Raw genomic sequence first — 18,305 nt, 5'->3', positions numbered from 1 at the left:
CTGCTAATTTAAATATGAAACTGAAAAACTATTTTGCTCCAAATTTTAAAAAAAGATAATAAAGAAGTTGTGAAATTGGAAACAGATGAAAGCGATACGGTTATTTTTGAAGCACTATGCTTTGAAAAGTACAAGGTGGAGGAAATTCAAGTACTCAACTAAACATAAAAAAACGAATGGAATATTCAAAAAAATGACACTATATTACTGGTCGCAACATTAGTTTTACTTTCCACAAAAGAGGAAAATATATAGACTTTACAAATACTAAAAATAGCAAATTAGATAGTTTTATTACCGCATCACATAAAGTGAAACTTTAATCAGTGGGGGTTTTGTTCATCCCCACTGATTATTAGCCCACACCAATCGGGCTTTTACGGACAGTTGATCCCCCACCTAACTTCTTTGCTTCCGCTGAATTTTGAGGTGGGGATCTTACTGCCCAGCAAACAGCGAGATAAACTTATTATTAATTTCCAAATACAATAGTTGTTAATCAACAAAAAACTTCAATAACCAAGGTGCACAGTAAATTGACCTCAAAACAATAATTACTACAATATCAGGTTTTGCTTATTCTATAAAAAAGAAATATCACTTAAAAACTATTCCTTTATATCGATTTAGACATAAAACATTTTATTATATCGGCTTAAGTATTATGGAATTAAAATTATAAATAACACCAAAAACCTTTTAAAGGCTTATACATCGTTCGTATCGAATTTATCACCTTTCGATACCTATGTCATTAGCACAACTAAAAAAGATTATTACAAAGGAATCTGAGAGGTTTTTTCAATTTAGAAATTTATTTTTTTGTAAATTAAAGGAAAAATAATCCGTATATATACGGATTATTTTCTTAGTGTAGTCTGTATTGACCTGTTAACTGTTTTTCAGCCATTCAAACTAAGCGTTTTGTAATCTCTCCAACGATCCGAACCATTTGCAGATGATGTGATGTATCAGGTCCCAGTGTGACCCCTAGTTCAAAAGCACTTTCATACTTCATTTGCTCAATAGTACTTGTAGTAGCAGAAATAAGAATTTCATTTGTATTACTTTCGCATGAGTGACCTAATTTATTCCAGTATTTTTATAGGAACCCTTTCCCTCCCCTTATTCCACCAATTAAATTTGAAACACAAATGTACATTGCATTTCAATATAACAATAAAAGCTACAAAAGCAACGAATTTACTATTTTAAAGTTAAGTGTTTAACCTTTAAGTACTTAAATTCTTTTTTCCAGATAAAGCATACATTATATCTTGATGTTTTATTGTCCTCTTATAATTATGTGGTATCGGGAATTTATTTCGGTGTTCTTTTATTATAATTAAAGTTTGAAGTTCTATGCTCAATACTTTTGCGAGGACATGATAGTTATATCCATTGTTTAACAGAGAAATTATGTCATAAAACATAGTTTTTCCACCCACTAATTTTACTAATTTATTCTTTAACTCATCCCTTTTTTCTTTAGCTTCATCAATTTCTAACAACATAGATTTTTTATTTGTCTGCTTAATGTATTGAGTATACAACTCTGGGAATTCTTTTTGTACTTCTTTGTTTAATACTGGTTTATATTTAATCATATAAGTAACTTGTAACAATGAGCGTTTTAACAAACTATCTTCAATGAGATACGCTACTTTATTAAATAAATGTACATATTCCTCAATATTGGAATAACTATTAAAATGAGCTAATACTCTACTTTTTATACTAAAAGCCTTGCCTACATAAATAATATTGTCATTATAGTCTTTAATGAAATAAATACCACTGTCAGATTTTTTCAATTTATTATCCAATTCTTCTATACTCATAAAATGCAATTCACTCATACTTCTCTCTCCTTAGCAGTTTTAAATCGTAAAAAACAAGCAAGGTTTCTAAAAAAGTACTTAGCTGCCCTAGCATCTCTTATTTTATCTCTTGCTAAATGTCAAAAAACTGTTTCTATGTTACTCAACTATCAATATGATTATTAATAAAATTTTCGATCATTATTATCTCGCAATTTTATCATGTAATTTCGAGATCGTTTCCTCATTTAAATTACTGTGTTTTATCGAATAAAGGAAATATACTACTACCCCAATAGTAATCCAAATACTAAAGTACCTCCATGTCCTTAACGGTAAATTTAGCATTAAAAACACACAGCATACAATTGCAACGCATGGTAATACAGGTACAAAAGGTACCATAAATCCACGTTTTAAATTTGGGTGTGATTTACGAAGGATAATAACTGATAGACAAACTAACGCAAACGTCACCAAACTACCGATATTAACTAAATTAACTAATTCTTTCAAATCAATAAACCCAGCTATTATAGAGCTCCCTATTCCTGCCAATCCAGTTATAAAAGTGGGTGCTCCAGTTTTCTTATTAACTTTCGCAAATGATTTCGGTAACAATCCATCACGACTCATTGCAAAGAATACTCGTGTTGCCGCATACATATTGGAAAAAATAACAGCCATAAGGCCAATTACAGCACCTGCAGCAATTGCACCAGCGACTTTTCCTTGTCCTACAACTTCCATTACATACGCCATTGCCTCAGGAACATTTAATTCTTTATAGGAAACCATTCCTGTCATAACAAGGCATACCATAACATAAATAATTGTACATATGATTAATGATGCAATAATACCAATCGGAAGATTACGTTTCGGATCTTTTACTTCTTCTGCTGAAGTTGCTAATATATCAAAACCCGTAAAAGCGAATAAAATAGCTGCTCCACCCGTAAAAACTCCACTTAAACCGTATGGTGCAATTGGTATCCAGTTCATTGGTTTTACATAGAATATACCAACCGTAATAAACAACAAAATCATTCCAATTTTAATCAATACCATTATATTATTGATTCGTTTGCTTTCCCTCGTACCACGGGATAACATCCATGCTAATATCAATGTAATGATTACTGCTGGTAGATTCACAATACCACCATGCGAAGGAATCGTTACTAGAGCTTTAGGTATCTCTAATCCAAACCCCTTTATTAAATTGTGAAAATAGCCTGTCCATCCAGCAGCGACAGCCGCTGTTGCCACGATATATATTAACAGCAATGACCAACCTACTAGATGAGCAACAAACTCACCAATTGTTGCATATGAGTACGTATATACACTACCAGATGCCGGGAGTGTGGAAGCAATTTCTGCGTAACATAATGCTATAAATCCACATATAATTGCTGCAAGTACAAATGAAAAAATAACTGCTGGACCAGCATCTCTTGCTGCTACTAATCCAGTTAATACAAGAACACCCGTTCCAACTATTGAGCCTATCCCTAACATAATTAAATCAAATGCTCCTAATGTTTTCGTTAAAGTCTTGCTTTGATTATGCTCTAGCAATTGTGTAACGGATTTCTTTTTTAGTAAATTACTCATATTTTCTGTATCCCCTTTAAAATAAGGTTTGTTTTTCTCTTTAGTGTTGTATATAAATTTACTTAGTTATTAACTAGCCTCATAATATTTCTTTTACATTAAATAGATTTGAAATATTATATAAATTCGCTTCTCACTTACTAGTTAAACTAGACATTTCCATAGATTTTTGCGTACAACGTTTCATAGCTGAAATGATAGCTGTTCTTAAACCTTTTTCTTCTAGCGTTACTACAGCTTCTATCGTCGTTCCACCTGGAGAACAAACCATATCCTTCAATTCACCTGGATGTATTCCTGTTTCCAATACCATTTTTGCAGAACCTAATACAGCCTGAGCCGCAAATTTATAAGCTTGTTTTCTCGGCATACCGCCAAGTACAGCAGCATCTGCCATGGCTTCTATAAACATATACACATATGCTGGAGAAGAACCACTAATAGATGTAACAACATCCATTAGTTTTTCATTTACGACCTCCGTCTGGCCGAAAATATTAAATATGTTAAGTACCTCTTTTATATCTTTTTCTGTAACCATTTCATTAAAACATAACGCAGACATTCCTTCTCCAACAAGTGCCGGTGTATTAGGCATTACTCTAACAACCTTTAACTTTCTACCAAATTCATTCTCAGTGCTCTTAATACTTTTTCCTGCAGCAATAGTTACAACGATTACATCATTTTTTATTTGATCTTTTATTTGGTTAATTACCGATGAGTATAAATCTGGTTTGATTGATAAAATTAAAATATCAGCACTGTTAGCGACTTCATTATTGTTAGTAGTTATAGTTATGCCATATTCATTACTAGCATTTTTTAAATTAATGACGTTTAAATCTGAACAAATTATTTGATCCGGAGAAACTATATTTTTTTTAATCATCCCACCTATCATAGCAATACCCATGTTTCCACATCCGATGAATCCTATTTGTTTATTCATAATAATTTGCTCTTGCTCCTTCTACTCTAAATTTTATTGATTTTGAAATTATTATTCTAAATAAGGACTATTACAATTACTTGGTTTATCAATAGAATTTCAAAATTCTCCTCCCTATATAGAGCTTACATATACCTCTAATAACTTCTTTGCTTTCGCTGAATTTTGAGGTGGGGGTCTTACTGCCCGGCAAATAGCCGGATAAAATCATTTCTTTAATCTATAATAAGAAGGACATAAAAAAACAAAAAGTTACAAAAATTTTTAAATTAAAATTTTTGTAACTTTTTGTTTTGATGCAAATATAATTTCAATTAAGGTATCTCACCGTTTTAAACTTGACGCTCCATAATCTTGTATAGTTACATTTATATGATATTTAATCGGTACCTTACTAAATGTTTGATCCCAATTTTTTTTTGACTTTCTCCCATGTTCTCGGGTGTTTAATTCTTAATTGGTTGCCAAAACCCGCAATATCGACTTGGTATTCTTTTTGTATTTTTTTTGTAACATGATGTACTAAGTGCTTTACTTCTTTTTCAATAGCGTTTTCTTCCCTTTTTAAAAATTCATTTTCAAAATCTTTTCCTGATTGCATCCAATTTTCAGACAAACGCCCTTCTGATTCAATGTTTACATCAAAGGAAATATTATTTCCGTTAACATGTGGTATGATTTTGCTTTTTATTGACTTTATTTCGTATATAATGAGTTTCTTTGATTCTTTATCAAAAGTTTTTACCACACCACCATTCCTTTTTCCGTTTATCCATACTACTCCTTCCAATTCCTGTTCATTTAAAAAGCCCATCAACTTTTTTGTCTTTCCTTTAATTACAGCAGCTCCTGCAAATTTTGTTTCTCCTTTTATCGAGATTACATTTTGCAAAAGAAAACTGGACCCTGACCGCATCTTTCCTTCCAATTTAGCGAGCGATACAGGAGGTAAAATCCTTGTTGTTCTATTTCTATTATCTGCAATTCCAGACAAACGAAATGCTGGGATTTCTCCTTTTTTGTTTGATTCCAGTACCTCCTTCGCTAGACCCTTGCTAATTAAGAGCATACAGCTAAGCCGAACTTCATTGTCACGGAGATACTGTTCAAGTAATTGTTCTAAACTGTATGTACGTACAAGACTATCACTAATAACAATGTTTTTTAAATGTGGGCTGAACATTGTGCTCTCTCTTTTCAATGAAAACTCACGAACAATTTGATGAATGGAATCACCGGTCTCAGAAACATTTATATAACGTTTTTGTTGTCCATTTCCTTTACTTTGTGCTTGCGAACTAACAATTTGATAAGTAGCTGTTATAAGATTTCTTTTAGGATAACCTCCTTCCTCATCCTCTTTCTCAATTGTTGAATCCTTCCCTTTATCTAGTGCTATACCTGCAGTTAAGCTCAGCTCTTCTACTTCTTTACTGCTCCAACATCCTGTTAAAAATAGAAGCAAAAGCGTCCATAACAAAGCCAAATAGAACCGCATATAATTAAATTTATGTTTCACACTACTCCTCCTTTTAATCGCGTAATAATAAGAAGAAGCAGTGGCAGTAAACCAAATAAAAATAAAGCAGCATTACCGAGCATATCCCCCAATTTAAGCAAGTCATTTATATTTTTCGAAGTCATAGCAATGATGTAAATGATTGGAATTAAAGCAAAAATAAACGGATGAATACTCTTTTTAAAGAGTTGTGCTAATCCTAATGCAGCTGCATAATAACTAATCGTATAGGTAGCAAATATTTGCATAATCCATATTACAAGCAGTAAAGATTCAAAACGTTCAAATATCAATCCAGAAATTTCAAAACTGCGCATAAGGTCAATTGTCGGCCATGTTCTTGTTACAACTCCATCAATTGATAATGCACCAATGACCATTACAACAGTTATTACATAAAAGATTAACGGAATAGAAATTCCAACTAAAATAGCTTTTACTGCTTTATTTCGTTGTTCCATAAATACCAAAAGAATTAACATAATTTCAGGACCTGTATATGCGAGAGACGTTGTTTTTATCCCATCTAATACCGGTTTAATTCCCAAACCTAATACGGGACGGAGATTATCTATCTCGAATATTCCGATGCTCATAAAGGAAATGATTAAAAAAATAAAAACAGTAATAGGAAATATTATTTCAAACATCCGTGCAATTGAATTAATACCACTCATAATCAAATAGAGACCTATCCACATAAAAGGCATAACAATAGCCCATGTGGGGGTTCCTTCTAGCAAAAAAAAGCTTATTACTTCTGCCATTGAACGAATTTGAAATGCTGAAGTTGTAAGAAAATACCCTATAATAAGAAAACTAAGCAACCTGCCTATCCATTTCCCTACAATATCTTGACTGTATTGATAAAATGTTTTATTTGGAAACTGCTGACTTAATTTGACCATAATTACTCCTGAAACCATTGCGAGTATCCCACCTAATATAACACTTAGCCATACATCTGGTGTTTTCACTTTTTCCACAGATGCTCTGGGCAAAGTAAGAATTCCTGTCCCAAGTATGTAATTTACAATAATAACAACTGCTTGTGAAGTTGTTATTCGGTCTTTAGGTATAGTAATCACTGAAGGCCACTTCCTTTCGTCATCAGCTACCTTTTGCGGATAGTTTTTTTGGTATGCATTATTTTCGGTCGACGTCTCATTATTTTTAATGGCATGCGAACCATAAAATCTTTCCAGTCACTAAATCGATATGGAACAGCAGGGCTGGTATAAGGAACGCCAAAACTTTTCAGTTTCACTAAATGACTGCAAAGTAAAAGAAAGAAGAGAATAACTCCATACAATCCAAATATCGCAGCACAAAACATAGCTACAAAACGAAGAATGCGTAACGTAATTCCCACACTATATTGCGGAATAGTAAAAGAAGAAATAGCTGTTACCGCAACAACGATAACCATTATTGGACTAACAATTCCTGCTTCTACGGCAGCCTGACCAATTATTAAACCGCCCACAATTCCCATTGCCGGTCCAATGGGTTTAGGCAGACGTAAACCTGCTTCTCGTAAAACTTCGATAGCTACCTCCATAATTAACGCTTCTATTAAAGCGGGAAAAGGAACTCCTTCTCGCGATCCGATAATAGAAATAGCGAGCTTAGTGGGAATTAATCCTGGATGAAATGAAATAAAAGAAATATACAGTGCTGGAGCAAATAATGAAACAAAAGCTGTCATGAAGCGTAATAAGCGGAGAAGCGTACCAGGAAGCCACCTTTCATAATAATCTTCTGGTGATTGCAGCAGCATGCTAAATGTAACTGGAGCAATTAAAACAAATGGTGTTCCATCTAACAAAATAGCTACTCGACCTTCCATCAAAGCACTAATAACACGATCAGGTCGTTCTGTATTTTGAATCTGCGGAAAGGGACTGAGATAATTATCTTCAATGAGTTGCTCTATATAACCAGATTCGAGTACACTGTCTATGTCAATTTTCTGAATTCTGTTTTTTATTTCATCCACCAATTCTGTACTAGCAAGATCTTTAATAAATGCGACGACTAACTCTTTCTTTGCACGTTCTCCTACTGGTAGCTTTACTAATGATAAGCTCTCATCCGCACAGTGTCGTCGCAAAAGTGAGGTATTATCACTTAATACTTCAGTAAAACCGACCCGTGGCCCTCTGACTAATGCCTCCGATACTGGTTCTTCAATGTTTCGTTTATTTGCTTTTGTTGTACCAAGAATAAACACATCTGCTAAACCATCAATTAAAAGAGCTGTTGAACCTATCAATACTTTGGGTATTAAATCTTTTATGTAATGGACTTCTGCTACTTCACTAATTGTAAGAACTTTATTTTTAATATATTCTTTTGAAACAGTCCCCTCCACATAAGAAGATTCATTTTTATATTCATCAGAAAAATCATCCATTAGTAATTTCATAATATGTTTGTCAATTATCTCTTTATCTGATAGACCATCAACAAAAACGATCCCAGCTTGAATATCTGTGCGTCCAATATTAAACTTCCGAAAGCGAACATCAGAATTATGTCCGATTTGTTGCTTTATAAGTTCTAAGTTAGAGGCAAAATCATTTGTGAAATGAACGTTTGCATTTTGAGATGGTTTATGATCTTGTTTCGTTTTACTTTGAATATTATTTTTTTTCACTTGTTTGTCTCTTGACTTCCACCAACTCATTCTTCCCACTCTTTCTCTGCCATACGAACCCAATGAAAAAATCTTGAGATAGTATACGGAATTAAAAACAAGATAAAAGCTTGTACAAAGACTTTCCAATCTGGAAGATAAGAAGTAATTACGTTCCACATTTTTATCACCCAATTTATATACTCTGCTAGGATTGAGATTTTTAAAAAACGATATGTACTTAATAAAAAATAACTATAAGATTAAAGAGCAGAAAAGCGAGACATTATGCTTATTTAGTACCAATAACCTAATTAGTATAAAAACATTTCTGACCTAAAATACCATTTCCAATTATAATTTGTTAAATATTATCTCCTTTTCCCTTATTTATATGCCCGCATTTGAATTTCAAATAATATAAGGATCAATGATATTTCCTCTTAAAGAAAAAAAGATGCTAGAAGATAGCATCTTTTTTTAAATTCAACTTACTATGTATTTATATTTTATTGTGAAAATACTCGTTTTTTTAATGAATATTAATGTTTAAAAAAATAAAAATACATATTCTTTTGTTCTAAGTTCATACACTTCTATCGAATCGATACGGAATTTTCTGATTTTAAAACTAATATGAAATAAAAGAGAATAAAAAGAAAAATTATTATCAATCTATCAATTGAAAATAATTATTAGCAAGAGTTTATCATCTTAACTCCAGGTGTATTCGTTTTGCTTCAAAATAAAGAACTTGAATAAATTTTTTCGTATCAATACGAGCAGGTAATGTTGGTTCATTATTCAATTCTGTCATCTTTCTCCTTACGGTAGTAAAATCAAAAAATCTAGAAGCATAATTTTCGAACTTCGGGTTTAAAAAATCAGTAAGTCCAAGGGATGCTAAATGGTTTAATGATTGATAAATTGCTCTCCGAATCCGTTGTTTGGAAGCTTCTATGAACCTTTTTAATTCGGCATCTTCAGCTGAATCCCCAAGTTTTTTTTGAGCCAAATTCATAAAAATCTCTTTTAGTGAGGGAAAGCCTTGTTCCAACGTGTTATCTTGTTCATATTTATATAAATAATCTAGCATATCCATTAAATCTTTACTTCCACTTTCACTGGCTATTCCTAATTCAGACAAAAGAAAATGAATGGAATTTTGAAAATGATTGAAAGTATTTAAATGTTTTTCATTACGGTATTTTTCTTGCACACTTGAATTACTATCCAATTTTAGTACCATATTAAGCGATTCTTGAATGTTTTTTATTGATTTTTCCAAACGAATTCGTTCAATGACTTTCCGAACAACTGTTAATACTTCAATCCGGTTAATTGGCTTAATAATATAGTATTCAACACCAAGCGAATAAGCCTCAGCAATTAATTCTTTTGATTCTACTTGAGAGACCATGATGATTTTCCCTTTAAACGAAGGCTTTATTTGACGAATTGTTTTTATTCCATCTTGATTCGGCATTAACAAATCGATAAATAAAATGTCTATATTTTTAAGGATTACCATTTGTTGCTCTAAAGATAAACCATCCTCAGCTTCTCCTATAACCTCCCCAAGATCTTCATCCTCGATAATTTGAGCCAACATTGAGCGAACCGCTTTTTCATCATCTACTATATAAAAATACATAGAATCACCCTTTCGAAATTATATGATCAATCCCTAATTTAATTATAAAAATTGATCCTTTTCCTTCGGTTCTGTCCTCAAGCGTAACATCACCTTCAAGTTGTGCGACCATTTCTTTAACATACGATAATCCGATACCTGTCGATGGATTGCCTAAATCATCATATTTAGAAGTAAACCCAGGCTCAAAAATTGAATCTTTATATTTTGAAGAAATACCAGGACCATTATCGCCTATTTGAAATTCAACAAAATGGTGGTCTTTATTAATGTCAATTGTGATGGTTCCCATACCTTGGATAGCTTCTACAGCGTTTGTAACGATATTATTTATAATAGATAAGATTGTATAAATATGATAATGAGGATGCACACCATCAATTTTATACACAAATTGGATATCTTTCTCTAACAACTGTGCATATTTCGTATTTGCCCGTATAATGATATTTACTAGTTCATGTACAGACATATAATCTGTAAAACTTTCATCTGAAATTAATTTTGAAAGTCCCGCAAAAATACGTTGGTTATCCTTTTTAACGTCATGGACCTCACCAGCAATTTGTAATGCCTGTTGCCTTAAATCCTCAAACTGAAAATCCATCTGTTTATGCTCAAAAGAGTCCAAAGTTTTATATAAATCATAGGATTTTTTTGTTATATTCTCAGCATCTTGTAATGTTTTTTTTAAATGAACAGCATCTTCATATAAATTAGAGATGAGCATGAGCATATGTTCATTTTGTTTCTTTATATGTCGCTCCCTTGATTGTGCTTCATACAATTTCATCATATTGAAAAAGCTTAGAACTATAAAACTATGGGAACATGCGATAACAATGATCTCATTTATTGCCTCGGATGTGATCGATGTTTTTAATACGAAATATTGAATCATTAATTCCACACAGTCTGACAGTATTTCAATCATGCAACCAATAAAACCAATCATTAGTGGTTGATGATAAAAACGTTTGATTTTTGCTAAATGAAAGAGATACGAATAAGTAAAATAAAAGAAAAAACTAGGATAGTGAGTATGAAAAGCGGCTAGCCAATCCATATTTTCCTTTATAATGACATCCATTGAGATACGAAATACTACCACGACTATCGCTGTTAAAAAACCCGGTAAAAATGCTGGAACTCGTCGAAACAATAACAAAAAAAAGAAAAATGTTGGTGCACCAAAGCTCATTCTAAATGTTTCATTTAAGGGAAATGACTTTATTTCACCTACTAAGGGTACTGTAAGTATCATTAAAACGAGAATATAGATGTCTTTTTTTACTAAATTACTAAGATTCAAAATAATCACTTCTCACTTTCGCCTAACAGTCAGTATACAAACCTATTTGCATTAATACAATACTTACTCTATTTTTTTCAAAAACTGATAAATAAGTTATAAACGAAAGCATTATAGATTGTGAGTATTCATTACACTCTTCTACTTTAGAAAGATACTTTATAACTCAAAAATGTTCAGACACAATATAAGGTCTGAACACTTTTGGACTCGCTCTAACACCAAAATATCTGTGCTCCTTTTTAAAATATACTTAAATCCCATTCTTTTGCAATATGTTCTAACAACATAATTCCTGGTAAACTATTCCCATACTCATCAATGGCTGGTCCGTAAATACCAATACCACATCCATCTTGAAACGATAAATCCTTCCTAGATTTTGAGGGAACAAGTGTCATAATTCCGCCGGATACCCCACTCTTAGTTGGTAATCCAATGAAAGCAGCAAATTTTCCGGAAGCATTGTACATTCCACAAGTAAGCATTAAAGCTTTTGTTAACCTAGTTACTTCTTTAGGGAGCACTTGTTCTTTGCGAATAGGATGATATCCATCATGTGCTAGTATAAGCCCTATTAAGGCAATATCTTCTGTATTTATTTCAATCGAACATTGTTTTAGGTAAACCTCTAGTGTCTCCTCCACATCTGATTCTAGAAAACCATTCTCCTTTAAATAGTATGCTAATGCTCTATTACGATGAGCCGTTTCCCATTCTGATTGAAATACTATTTCATTAATAGCGGGACGCTTCTCTATCATTTTTTCAATTAATACGTATAGAGATTCTAATTTTTCTTGCACCGATGTCCCTGGCAAAAGTGAAGCTATCGTAATTGCTCCAGCATTAATCATAGGATTAAAAGGTTTTCCTGGTTTATGTATCTCTAAACGAATAATTGAATTAAAGGCATCTCCAGTTGGCTCTACGTCAACTCGTTCTAATATATAAGAAATACCGCGACTTAAACAAGCGGCTATAAAACCGATTACTTTTGATATACTTTGTAATGTGAAAGGTATCTCCCAATCTCCTGATTTTATCATTGTTCCATCTGGCTTTACTATACAAATACCTAACTGCGATACATTTATTTCCCCCAGAGCAGGAATATAACTGGCGCTTCGTCCCTTAGCTGCATACGTTCGATAATGAGCTACCCATTGATCTAAGCAAACTTTTTCTTGACCCTCAACTTGAACGCTAGAATCCTTTATCATTTAATCATATTCCCCCGTACTATTAACTTTATATAGAATGATTTTTTCTTTACTATAATCAATACTATTTGCACTAGAACCAAGAAAAATATTCAGACATATTGCAGTCTGAATATCCTTCTTATTACACACTTTTCTTTTTTGAAGTTTTCTCATAACTATCCCAACATTCAATATTTTCAAGTCCTTTAATGTTTTCTTTATAAAAAATAGGATCTTTACCAGCTTTTTTCTGGTTTATATAATCTTGTAACGCCGCAAATGCTACTTTTGAAAGTAAGGTAATAGCAATTAAATTAATAATAACCATAAAGCCCATAAATAAGTCCGCTAAATCCCATACAATTTGAATCTTGGCAACAGAACCAAATACAATCATAGCCAACACACTTATTCTGTATATCATTAACCACACTTTACTTGTATGTAAGAAGCGAATATTTGTTTCACCATAATAATAGTTGCCAATTAACGCACCAAATCCAAATAAAAAAACAAAGATAGCAAGACAACCCGATGCCCAAGGACCTATGTGTTCACTTAATGCTGCTTGTGTAAGTGCAATACCATTTAACCCCGGTTGTTTATATGCATCAGACAGCAAAATAATAAAGGCAGTGCTAGTACAAATGATCAGTGTATCCGTTAATACACCAAATGCTTGAATCAGTCCTTGTTTCACCGGATGACTTGTTGTTGCTGTTGCGGCAACGTTTGGTGCACTTCCCATACCAGCTTCATTTGAAAATAAACCACGTTTAACTCCATTCATAAGTGCTGCACCAATTGAACCGCCTGCTATTTGTTTAAAACCAAATGCGTTTTGAACAATAAGAGAAAGAACTTCCGGCATTTTTGATATGTTGGTAACTACAACAAATAATGCAACTCCAATGTATAATACCGCTAAAAATACCACCTTGTATTCAGCCATTTTTGCAATACGTTGTACACCACCAAAAATAATCGCAGCGAAAGCAATGGCCATGATTATCCCAACTGTTAGACGATCTGTACCAAATGAGTTTTGAAAAGCAATTGTAACTGTATTTGATTGTACTGAATTGAATACAAGACCAAAAGTAATTGTGATTAAAATAGAGAATAATACTCCCATCCAACGTTTATTCAACCCTTTTTCCATATAATAGGATGGACCACCGCGGAAACCAGTTTTATCTTTTACTTTATATATCTGTGCTAATGTGCTTTCGACAAAACTGGAGGCCGAGCTAATAATAGAAATAATCCACATCCAAAATACAGCTCCAGGACCACCTAATGCAATTGCAATCGCAATTCCTGTGATATTCCCTGTTCCAACGCGGGCTGCCATACCAATACAAAACGCTTGAAAAGGAGAGATTTGATCTTTAGAACCACTTTTCCCCTCCATTAATACACGGACCATCTCTTTTAACATTCGAAACTGTACAAAATTCAATCTAAATGTAAAATAAATTCCGCAAATAACAAGCATAATAATTAACAATTTAGACCATAAAAAATCATTTGTTGATCCGACTAAGTCTACAAAAAGCCTTTCCATACCATCACTCCATGCCAAAATTTTTATATCATAATCTATATAAAATCACCTATATTTCCTGGTACAAATACCTCTTTCATATTCAAATACAACAAGGATAAAAATTTTCTATATTAATCGGATTGGCCTGTTTAAGCAAACATCACAACATGTAACCGTAAAACTGAAATTTTGAAGTACTTAACGCTTATACAAACGGATGCTCTACCCCTTTCTGCAAACTAATATTTTTATCCACTAACATTGTTGTACTATTATGTTTGTTTCGTTTACCGGTGATTTAAATCATAATAATCAATAGTGATTAAGTGTTTTTTTGTTAATTGTCTCAAGAACATGGAAATATCTCCTTTCTCGCTACTAATCTCAAGAATAGGCTAGGTAAAAACTTCGCGAAAAATCTATAAAGCGCTTTCACTATTCAACTAAGAAAACCTTGTCTTTAATTTATAATTAAAAGTACAGATTTTTATAAAAACAAAAAAATATTTTAAGTTTTTTTTCATCTAAAAAACACTGAGATTTTGTGAATTTTATACAGTATCCAAACGTCGCAGATTCCGTTCTACCTAACCTTTGACAAGCCTCTATTTTCTTCATAAAAACATGCATACTTTTCTCTTTTAGAAGTTCATATAAAGGATTTGAAATCAAGAATCAACGGAATATTATAAGAATATTTAAAAAATAAAACATTTAATTTATTTATGGTATCATACAAAAAACATTTGTTTTATCAATTAATCATTCCTCTATATTGCACATATTTACAACATTACAGACACTTAGCAAAAAAGGATTTTGTTGAAGGGATGAAACATTACAAAACTCTTATTTAGGACCTTATGTCATCCTCTTTTCTAGCAATATCGAGTTATCCAAAAATATGATTTTGACAGCTCCACAAATAAAAAACTACTCATATTATTATTTTTTTGAAAACGTTATTAATATGATTCCATTTAAGTTTCAAATTTTAGAACAACCAATTGATAAGAAAAGCTATTAATTTTATTGCAATATAAGAGGATTTGTTGAATATCTATCATTAAATGTATATTTCCTTTGCTTTTCATTCTACTAACATAGATTACAGGTGGTGTATTGTGAAAGAAATAGTATTCGTTCAAAATAAAAAAAGACTCCTTATGAAATTCAAATTTTTAAAAAAGGATTTAATACTTACCATTTCACTGATACTAGCAATTGTAAGCTGCTTAATACATTCACCAAAGATCGAATATATTAACTTTGAAGTGTTAATTAGCTTATTTAATCTAATGGTGGCCATTAAGGCCTTTGAACAGCTAAAGATATTAGACAAACTTGCCGTTGTGATTTTAAATAAATGCAATAACAGCAGGTCAATATCTATTATTCTAATTTTGTTATGCTTTATTTGCTCCATGTTTGTAACAAATGATGTCGCTCTCCTCACTTTTTTACCAATAACACTTGTCATTAGTAAAAAAACACAAATGAACATGATGGATACAATCATCCTGCAGACAATTGCGGCAAACATCGGTAGTAGCTTGATGCCTATGGGGAACCCACAAAATTTATACCTATATTCTTACTATGGAATTAAGCTCATCCCATTTTTAGGTTCAATCCTGCTTTTAGCTGTACTTGGAATTAGTTTGTTATTTATATTTACTCAAAAACTTCAAAAAACAGATTTGAAAATAGAACTACCTGTTATTACCGTGAAAAATCGAAAAAAAGCTACCGTCTGGATTTTGATACTTATCACTATCATTGCATCTATTTTTGGTGTCATTAATTATTACATTGCACTAATAGTCACATTGATAGCAGCATTTACGTTAGATAGAAACTTACTATTTAAGATTGATTACTTTCTTCTAATAACCTTTGTCTGTTTTTTTATTTTTATCGGAAACATTTCCCATTCGGATGCGCTGGAGACATTTGCTCGCACTAATTTAAGAGGTGATACTTCAGTCTTCTTTAGTTCCATATTTTTGAGTCAATTGATTAGCAATTTTCCTACTTCAATTCTTCTATCAAACTTTACTTCTGATTGGAAAGCTTTATTACTAGGAGTAAATATTGGAGGGCTTGGAACAATTATCGCATCTTTAGCCAGTGTAATCTCCTATAAACTATTCATTCAGGCCAATGTTAAAGAGAGTAAGGCGTATTTAATTAAATTTAGCATTTACAACTTTTCATTTTTAATCATACTTACATGTATACAATACTTTATATTTAAATTTCTATAACTTTAAAAAGTGATTACTACTAGAATAATAAAAACCAAAACTTTCTCAACATTAAATTGAGAAAGTTTTTATTTTAAAGTACATAATACTTACAATTAGCATTATAAGCAAGATCCACAAATTGCATCAATTAACTCACCAGTTATCCAACGACTGTCTGATGATGAAAGAAAACCTCTAAAAACTAGTTGATAATCTTTTAGAATTTAACTTTCCTATAATACTCTTTGCTATTTCTTCAATATTTTCATTTAGAAAGAAATGACTACCTTCAAAAGAATGAAAAGTACACGTTTTACTTGTATATTGCTTCCATTTTATTACTTGATCATATGTAGTAAATTCATCATTTTTCCCATTAAATATAAGAAAATCAATATCACATGGTTGTATATTATTATCATGAATGTATGTCTCGACAATCTTAAAATCTGCTCTTAAAATAGGGAGAAAAATCTCCATTAATTCTTCTGATTGAAGTACCCCAGATGGTGTACCTCCCATTGCAATAACTTCTCTTTTAAATTGTTCATTAGGAAGATTATATCGGATATTTTTTATTTTACTATTTGGATGGTTTCTACCGGACAAAACAAGAAATTCAGGTAATTCGTTATTAGAATCCTGTATTTTTCTGGCTACTTCATAGGCAATCAAACTCCCCATGCTATGCCCGAATAGAATGTACGGCGAAGCATCTATTTGCTTAACTATACTAGTGTAGGCATCATTTACGGCCTCTTCCATACCTTGGTACAAGCTTTCTTCAATTCTATATCCTCTGCCAGCTAATTCTATCGGGACTACTTCAATATATGGATTAAAGTAATTTTTCCATTTTGCGTAGTTAAACGCAGATCCCCCAGCATGTGGAAAGCAAAAAAGTTTAGTCTTCTGCATTGATTTTCTCCTTACTTTCAAATTTGTATATAGTTTGGCAAATTGTATAAATGTCTTTAATTATTATCTCTTGCGGAAATTCATCTCTTGTTGCACAAGCAGATAACTTATAATTTGGATCAATGTTATATTGTTTAAAGTAAAAGTTTTTAGGTATATGCTTGTATGAAATTGAAGTTCGTGATTCTTTTTTTATAGAGAATGAATTTAATGGGGTATAAAGCCCTTTTCCAATCGTTTTTATATAGCTTTCTTTTAATGTCCATAAATCATAAAAATAATTAATTTGTTCATCAGAATTCATATTAGATATATCATAAAATTCTTCCGCTGAAAAAAATTCTTTTGCTAATTTAAAAGCCTCTATTTCTGAAACTTTTTCTATATCAATACCCACATTAAAATTAGCAGTAGTACAAACCACCCATTCTCCTGAATGAGACACATTAAAATGAAAGTCAGAAAAGTTTTCAACAAAAGGTTTTCCATACTCATTATATATAAATCTAATTTCTTCATTATTAATTTTATACTTTTGGCAGATTAGAGATCGGATTAGTAAATCCCCTATCAGGGTCCTATTAATGTCGCATGAATTTAATAATCGCTTCATTCGCTCTTTCTTCCCATTTGAAACCAAGTTACTAAGTTTCTTAAACAAATGACTTTCAATATTCTTTGGTATTTTCACAGCGTGAATTTGTATGATAAATCACGTCCTTTTTTAAAGAATGGCTTCGTATATGTACGTTACAGAAATTCAAATTAACTTTATTAACTTTCATATACAATAGGAAAGGTGCATATTTACATATCAATGAAAATATACACCTTTCCTCAGTTATATCATCAAGGTATTCTCTTCTATT

At 31.9% G+C, this 18,305-nt stretch carries 15 protein-coding genes and 2 pseudogenes; 2 read left to right on the top strand and 15 right to left on the bottom strand.

Annotation, left to right across the window (positions count from 1 at the left end):
* Positions 1-33 precede the first annotated feature (33 nt).
* The gene (locus ACQRBL_RS28920; RefSeq protein ID WP_003270913.1) at positions 34-162 is read left to right on the top strand and encodes a hypothetical protein; all 129 of its coding nucleotides are present in this window, start codon (positions 34-36) and stop codon (positions 160-162) included.
* A 748-nt stretch (positions 163-910) separates the two neighbouring features.
* Here the strand turns inward: ACQRBL_RS28920 and ACQRBL_RS28915 are convergent.
* The 12 genes and pseudogenes from ACQRBL_RS28915 to ACQRBL_RS28860 all read right to left on the bottom strand — a co-directional run bounded on the left by ACQRBL_RS28915 (position 911) and on the right by ACQRBL_RS28860 (position 14,287).
* Positions 911-1,054 (bottom strand): small, acid-soluble spore protein, alpha/beta type, encoded by a 144-nt coding sequence (locus ACQRBL_RS28915; RefSeq protein ID WP_071729993.1) that lies wholly within the window; start codon positions 1,052-1,054, stop codon positions 911-913.
* Positions 1,055-1,232: 178 nt separating this feature from the next.
* Positions 1,233-1,859 (bottom strand): excinuclease ABC subunit C, encoded by a 627-nt coding sequence (locus ACQRBL_RS28910; RefSeq protein WP_001292161.1) that lies wholly within the window; start codon positions 1,857-1,859, stop codon positions 1,233-1,235.
* 165 nt (positions 1,860-2,024) lie between these two features.
* The gene (locus tag ACQRBL_RS28905; RefSeq protein WP_411996069.1) at positions 2,025-3,440 is read right to left on the bottom strand and encodes an amino acid permease; all 1,416 of its coding nucleotides are present in this window, start codon (positions 3,438-3,440) and stop codon (positions 2,025-2,027) included.
* A 133-nt stretch (positions 3,441-3,573) separates the two neighbouring features.
* On the bottom strand, positions 3,574-4,392 hold the full coding sequence (gene proC / locus ACQRBL_RS28900) for a pyrroline-5-carboxylate reductase (protein ID WP_001041296.1): 819 nt from the start codon (positions 4,390-4,392) through the stop codon (positions 3,574-3,576).
* Positions 4,393-4,716: 324 nt separating this feature from the next.
* Positions 4,717-5,911 (bottom strand): annotated as a pseudogene (locus ACQRBL_RS28895) (Ger(x)C family spore germination protein).
* Positions 5,908-6,999 carry a spore germination protein gene (locus tag ACQRBL_RS28890; protein ID WP_078993247.1) on the bottom strand — a complete coding sequence of 364 codons (1,092 nt, stop codon included), beginning with the start codon at positions 6,997-6,999 and terminating at the stop codon, positions 5,908-5,910. The pseudogene ACQRBL_RS28895 and the gene ACQRBL_RS28890 overlap by 4 nt, the downstream one beginning before the upstream one ends.
* A gap of 26 nt (positions 7,000-7,025) precedes the next feature.
* Positions 7,026-8,600, bottom strand: a complete 1,575-nt coding sequence (locus ACQRBL_RS28885) for a spore germination protein (protein ID WP_000119220.1) — start codon at positions 8,598-8,600, stop codon at positions 7,026-7,028.
* Entirely contained in the window at positions 8,597-8,731 is a 135-nt protein-coding gene (locus ACQRBL_RS28880; protein WP_000267389.1) for a hypothetical protein, read from the bottom strand. Before ACQRBL_RS28880 ends, ACQRBL_RS28885 begins: the two co-directional genes overlap by 4 nt.
* Positions 8,732-9,258: 527 nt before the next feature.
* A complete protein-coding gene (locus ACQRBL_RS28875) occupies positions 9,259-10,203 on the bottom strand; it encodes a response regulator (protein WP_000274088.1) in 945 nt (314 codons plus the stop codon).
* Positions 10,204-10,207: 4 nt separating this feature from the next.
* Complete coding sequence (locus tag ACQRBL_RS28870; RefSeq protein WP_000584810.1) at positions 10,208-11,524, bottom strand: sensor histidine kinase; 1,317 nt, start codon at positions 11,522-11,524, stop codon at positions 10,208-10,210.
* Between the two features lie 233 nt (positions 11,525-11,757).
* Positions 11,758-12,738, bottom strand: coding sequence for a glutaminase GlsA (glsA, locus tag ACQRBL_RS28865; RefSeq protein ID WP_411996068.1), 981 nt, complete (start codon positions 12,736-12,738; stop codon positions 11,758-11,760).
* A 124-nt stretch (positions 12,739-12,862) separates the two neighbouring features.
* The gene (locus ACQRBL_RS28860) at positions 12,863-14,287 is read right to left on the bottom strand and encodes an alanine/glycine:cation symporter family protein (protein WP_097920108.1); all 1,425 of its coding nucleotides are present in this window, start codon (positions 14,285-14,287) and stop codon (positions 12,863-12,865) included.
* A 1,106-nt stretch (positions 14,288-15,393) separates the two neighbouring features.
* Here ACQRBL_RS28860 and ACQRBL_RS28855 point away from each other — a divergent pair.
* Entirely contained in the window at positions 15,394-16,536 is a 1,143-nt protein-coding gene (locus ACQRBL_RS28855; protein WP_023521955.1) for an anion transporter, read from the top strand.
* Between the two features lie 101 nt (positions 16,537-16,637).
* Here the strand turns inward: ACQRBL_RS28855 and ACQRBL_RS28850 are convergent.
* From ACQRBL_RS28850 to ACQRBL_RS28840, 3 genes and pseudogenes are all read right to left on the bottom strand, one after another.
* Positions 16,638-16,712: pseudogene (locus ACQRBL_RS28850) on the bottom strand (short-chain dehydrogenase); the annotation flags it as partial.
* A 1-nt stretch (position 16,713) separates the two neighbouring features.
* Positions 16,714-17,436, bottom strand: a complete 723-nt coding sequence (locus tag ACQRBL_RS28845; RefSeq protein WP_023521954.1) for a thioesterase II family protein — start codon at positions 17,434-17,436, stop codon at positions 16,714-16,716.
* Positions 17,423-18,127 carry a 4'-phosphopantetheinyl transferase family protein gene (locus tag ACQRBL_RS28840; protein ID WP_002042141.1) on the bottom strand — a complete coding sequence of 235 codons (705 nt, stop codon included), beginning with the start codon at positions 18,125-18,127 and terminating at the stop codon, positions 17,423-17,425. Before ACQRBL_RS28840 ends, ACQRBL_RS28845 begins: the two co-directional genes overlap by 14 nt.
* Positions 18,128-18,305: the final 178 nt, after the last annotated feature.

The organism is Bacillus sp. AF62 (assembly GCF_050312695.1).
Classification (GTDB): Bacteria; Bacillota; Bacilli; order Bacillales; family Bacillaceae_G; genus Bacillus_A; species Bacillus_A cereus.
This window is presented reverse-complemented; position numbering and strand designations above follow the sequence as displayed.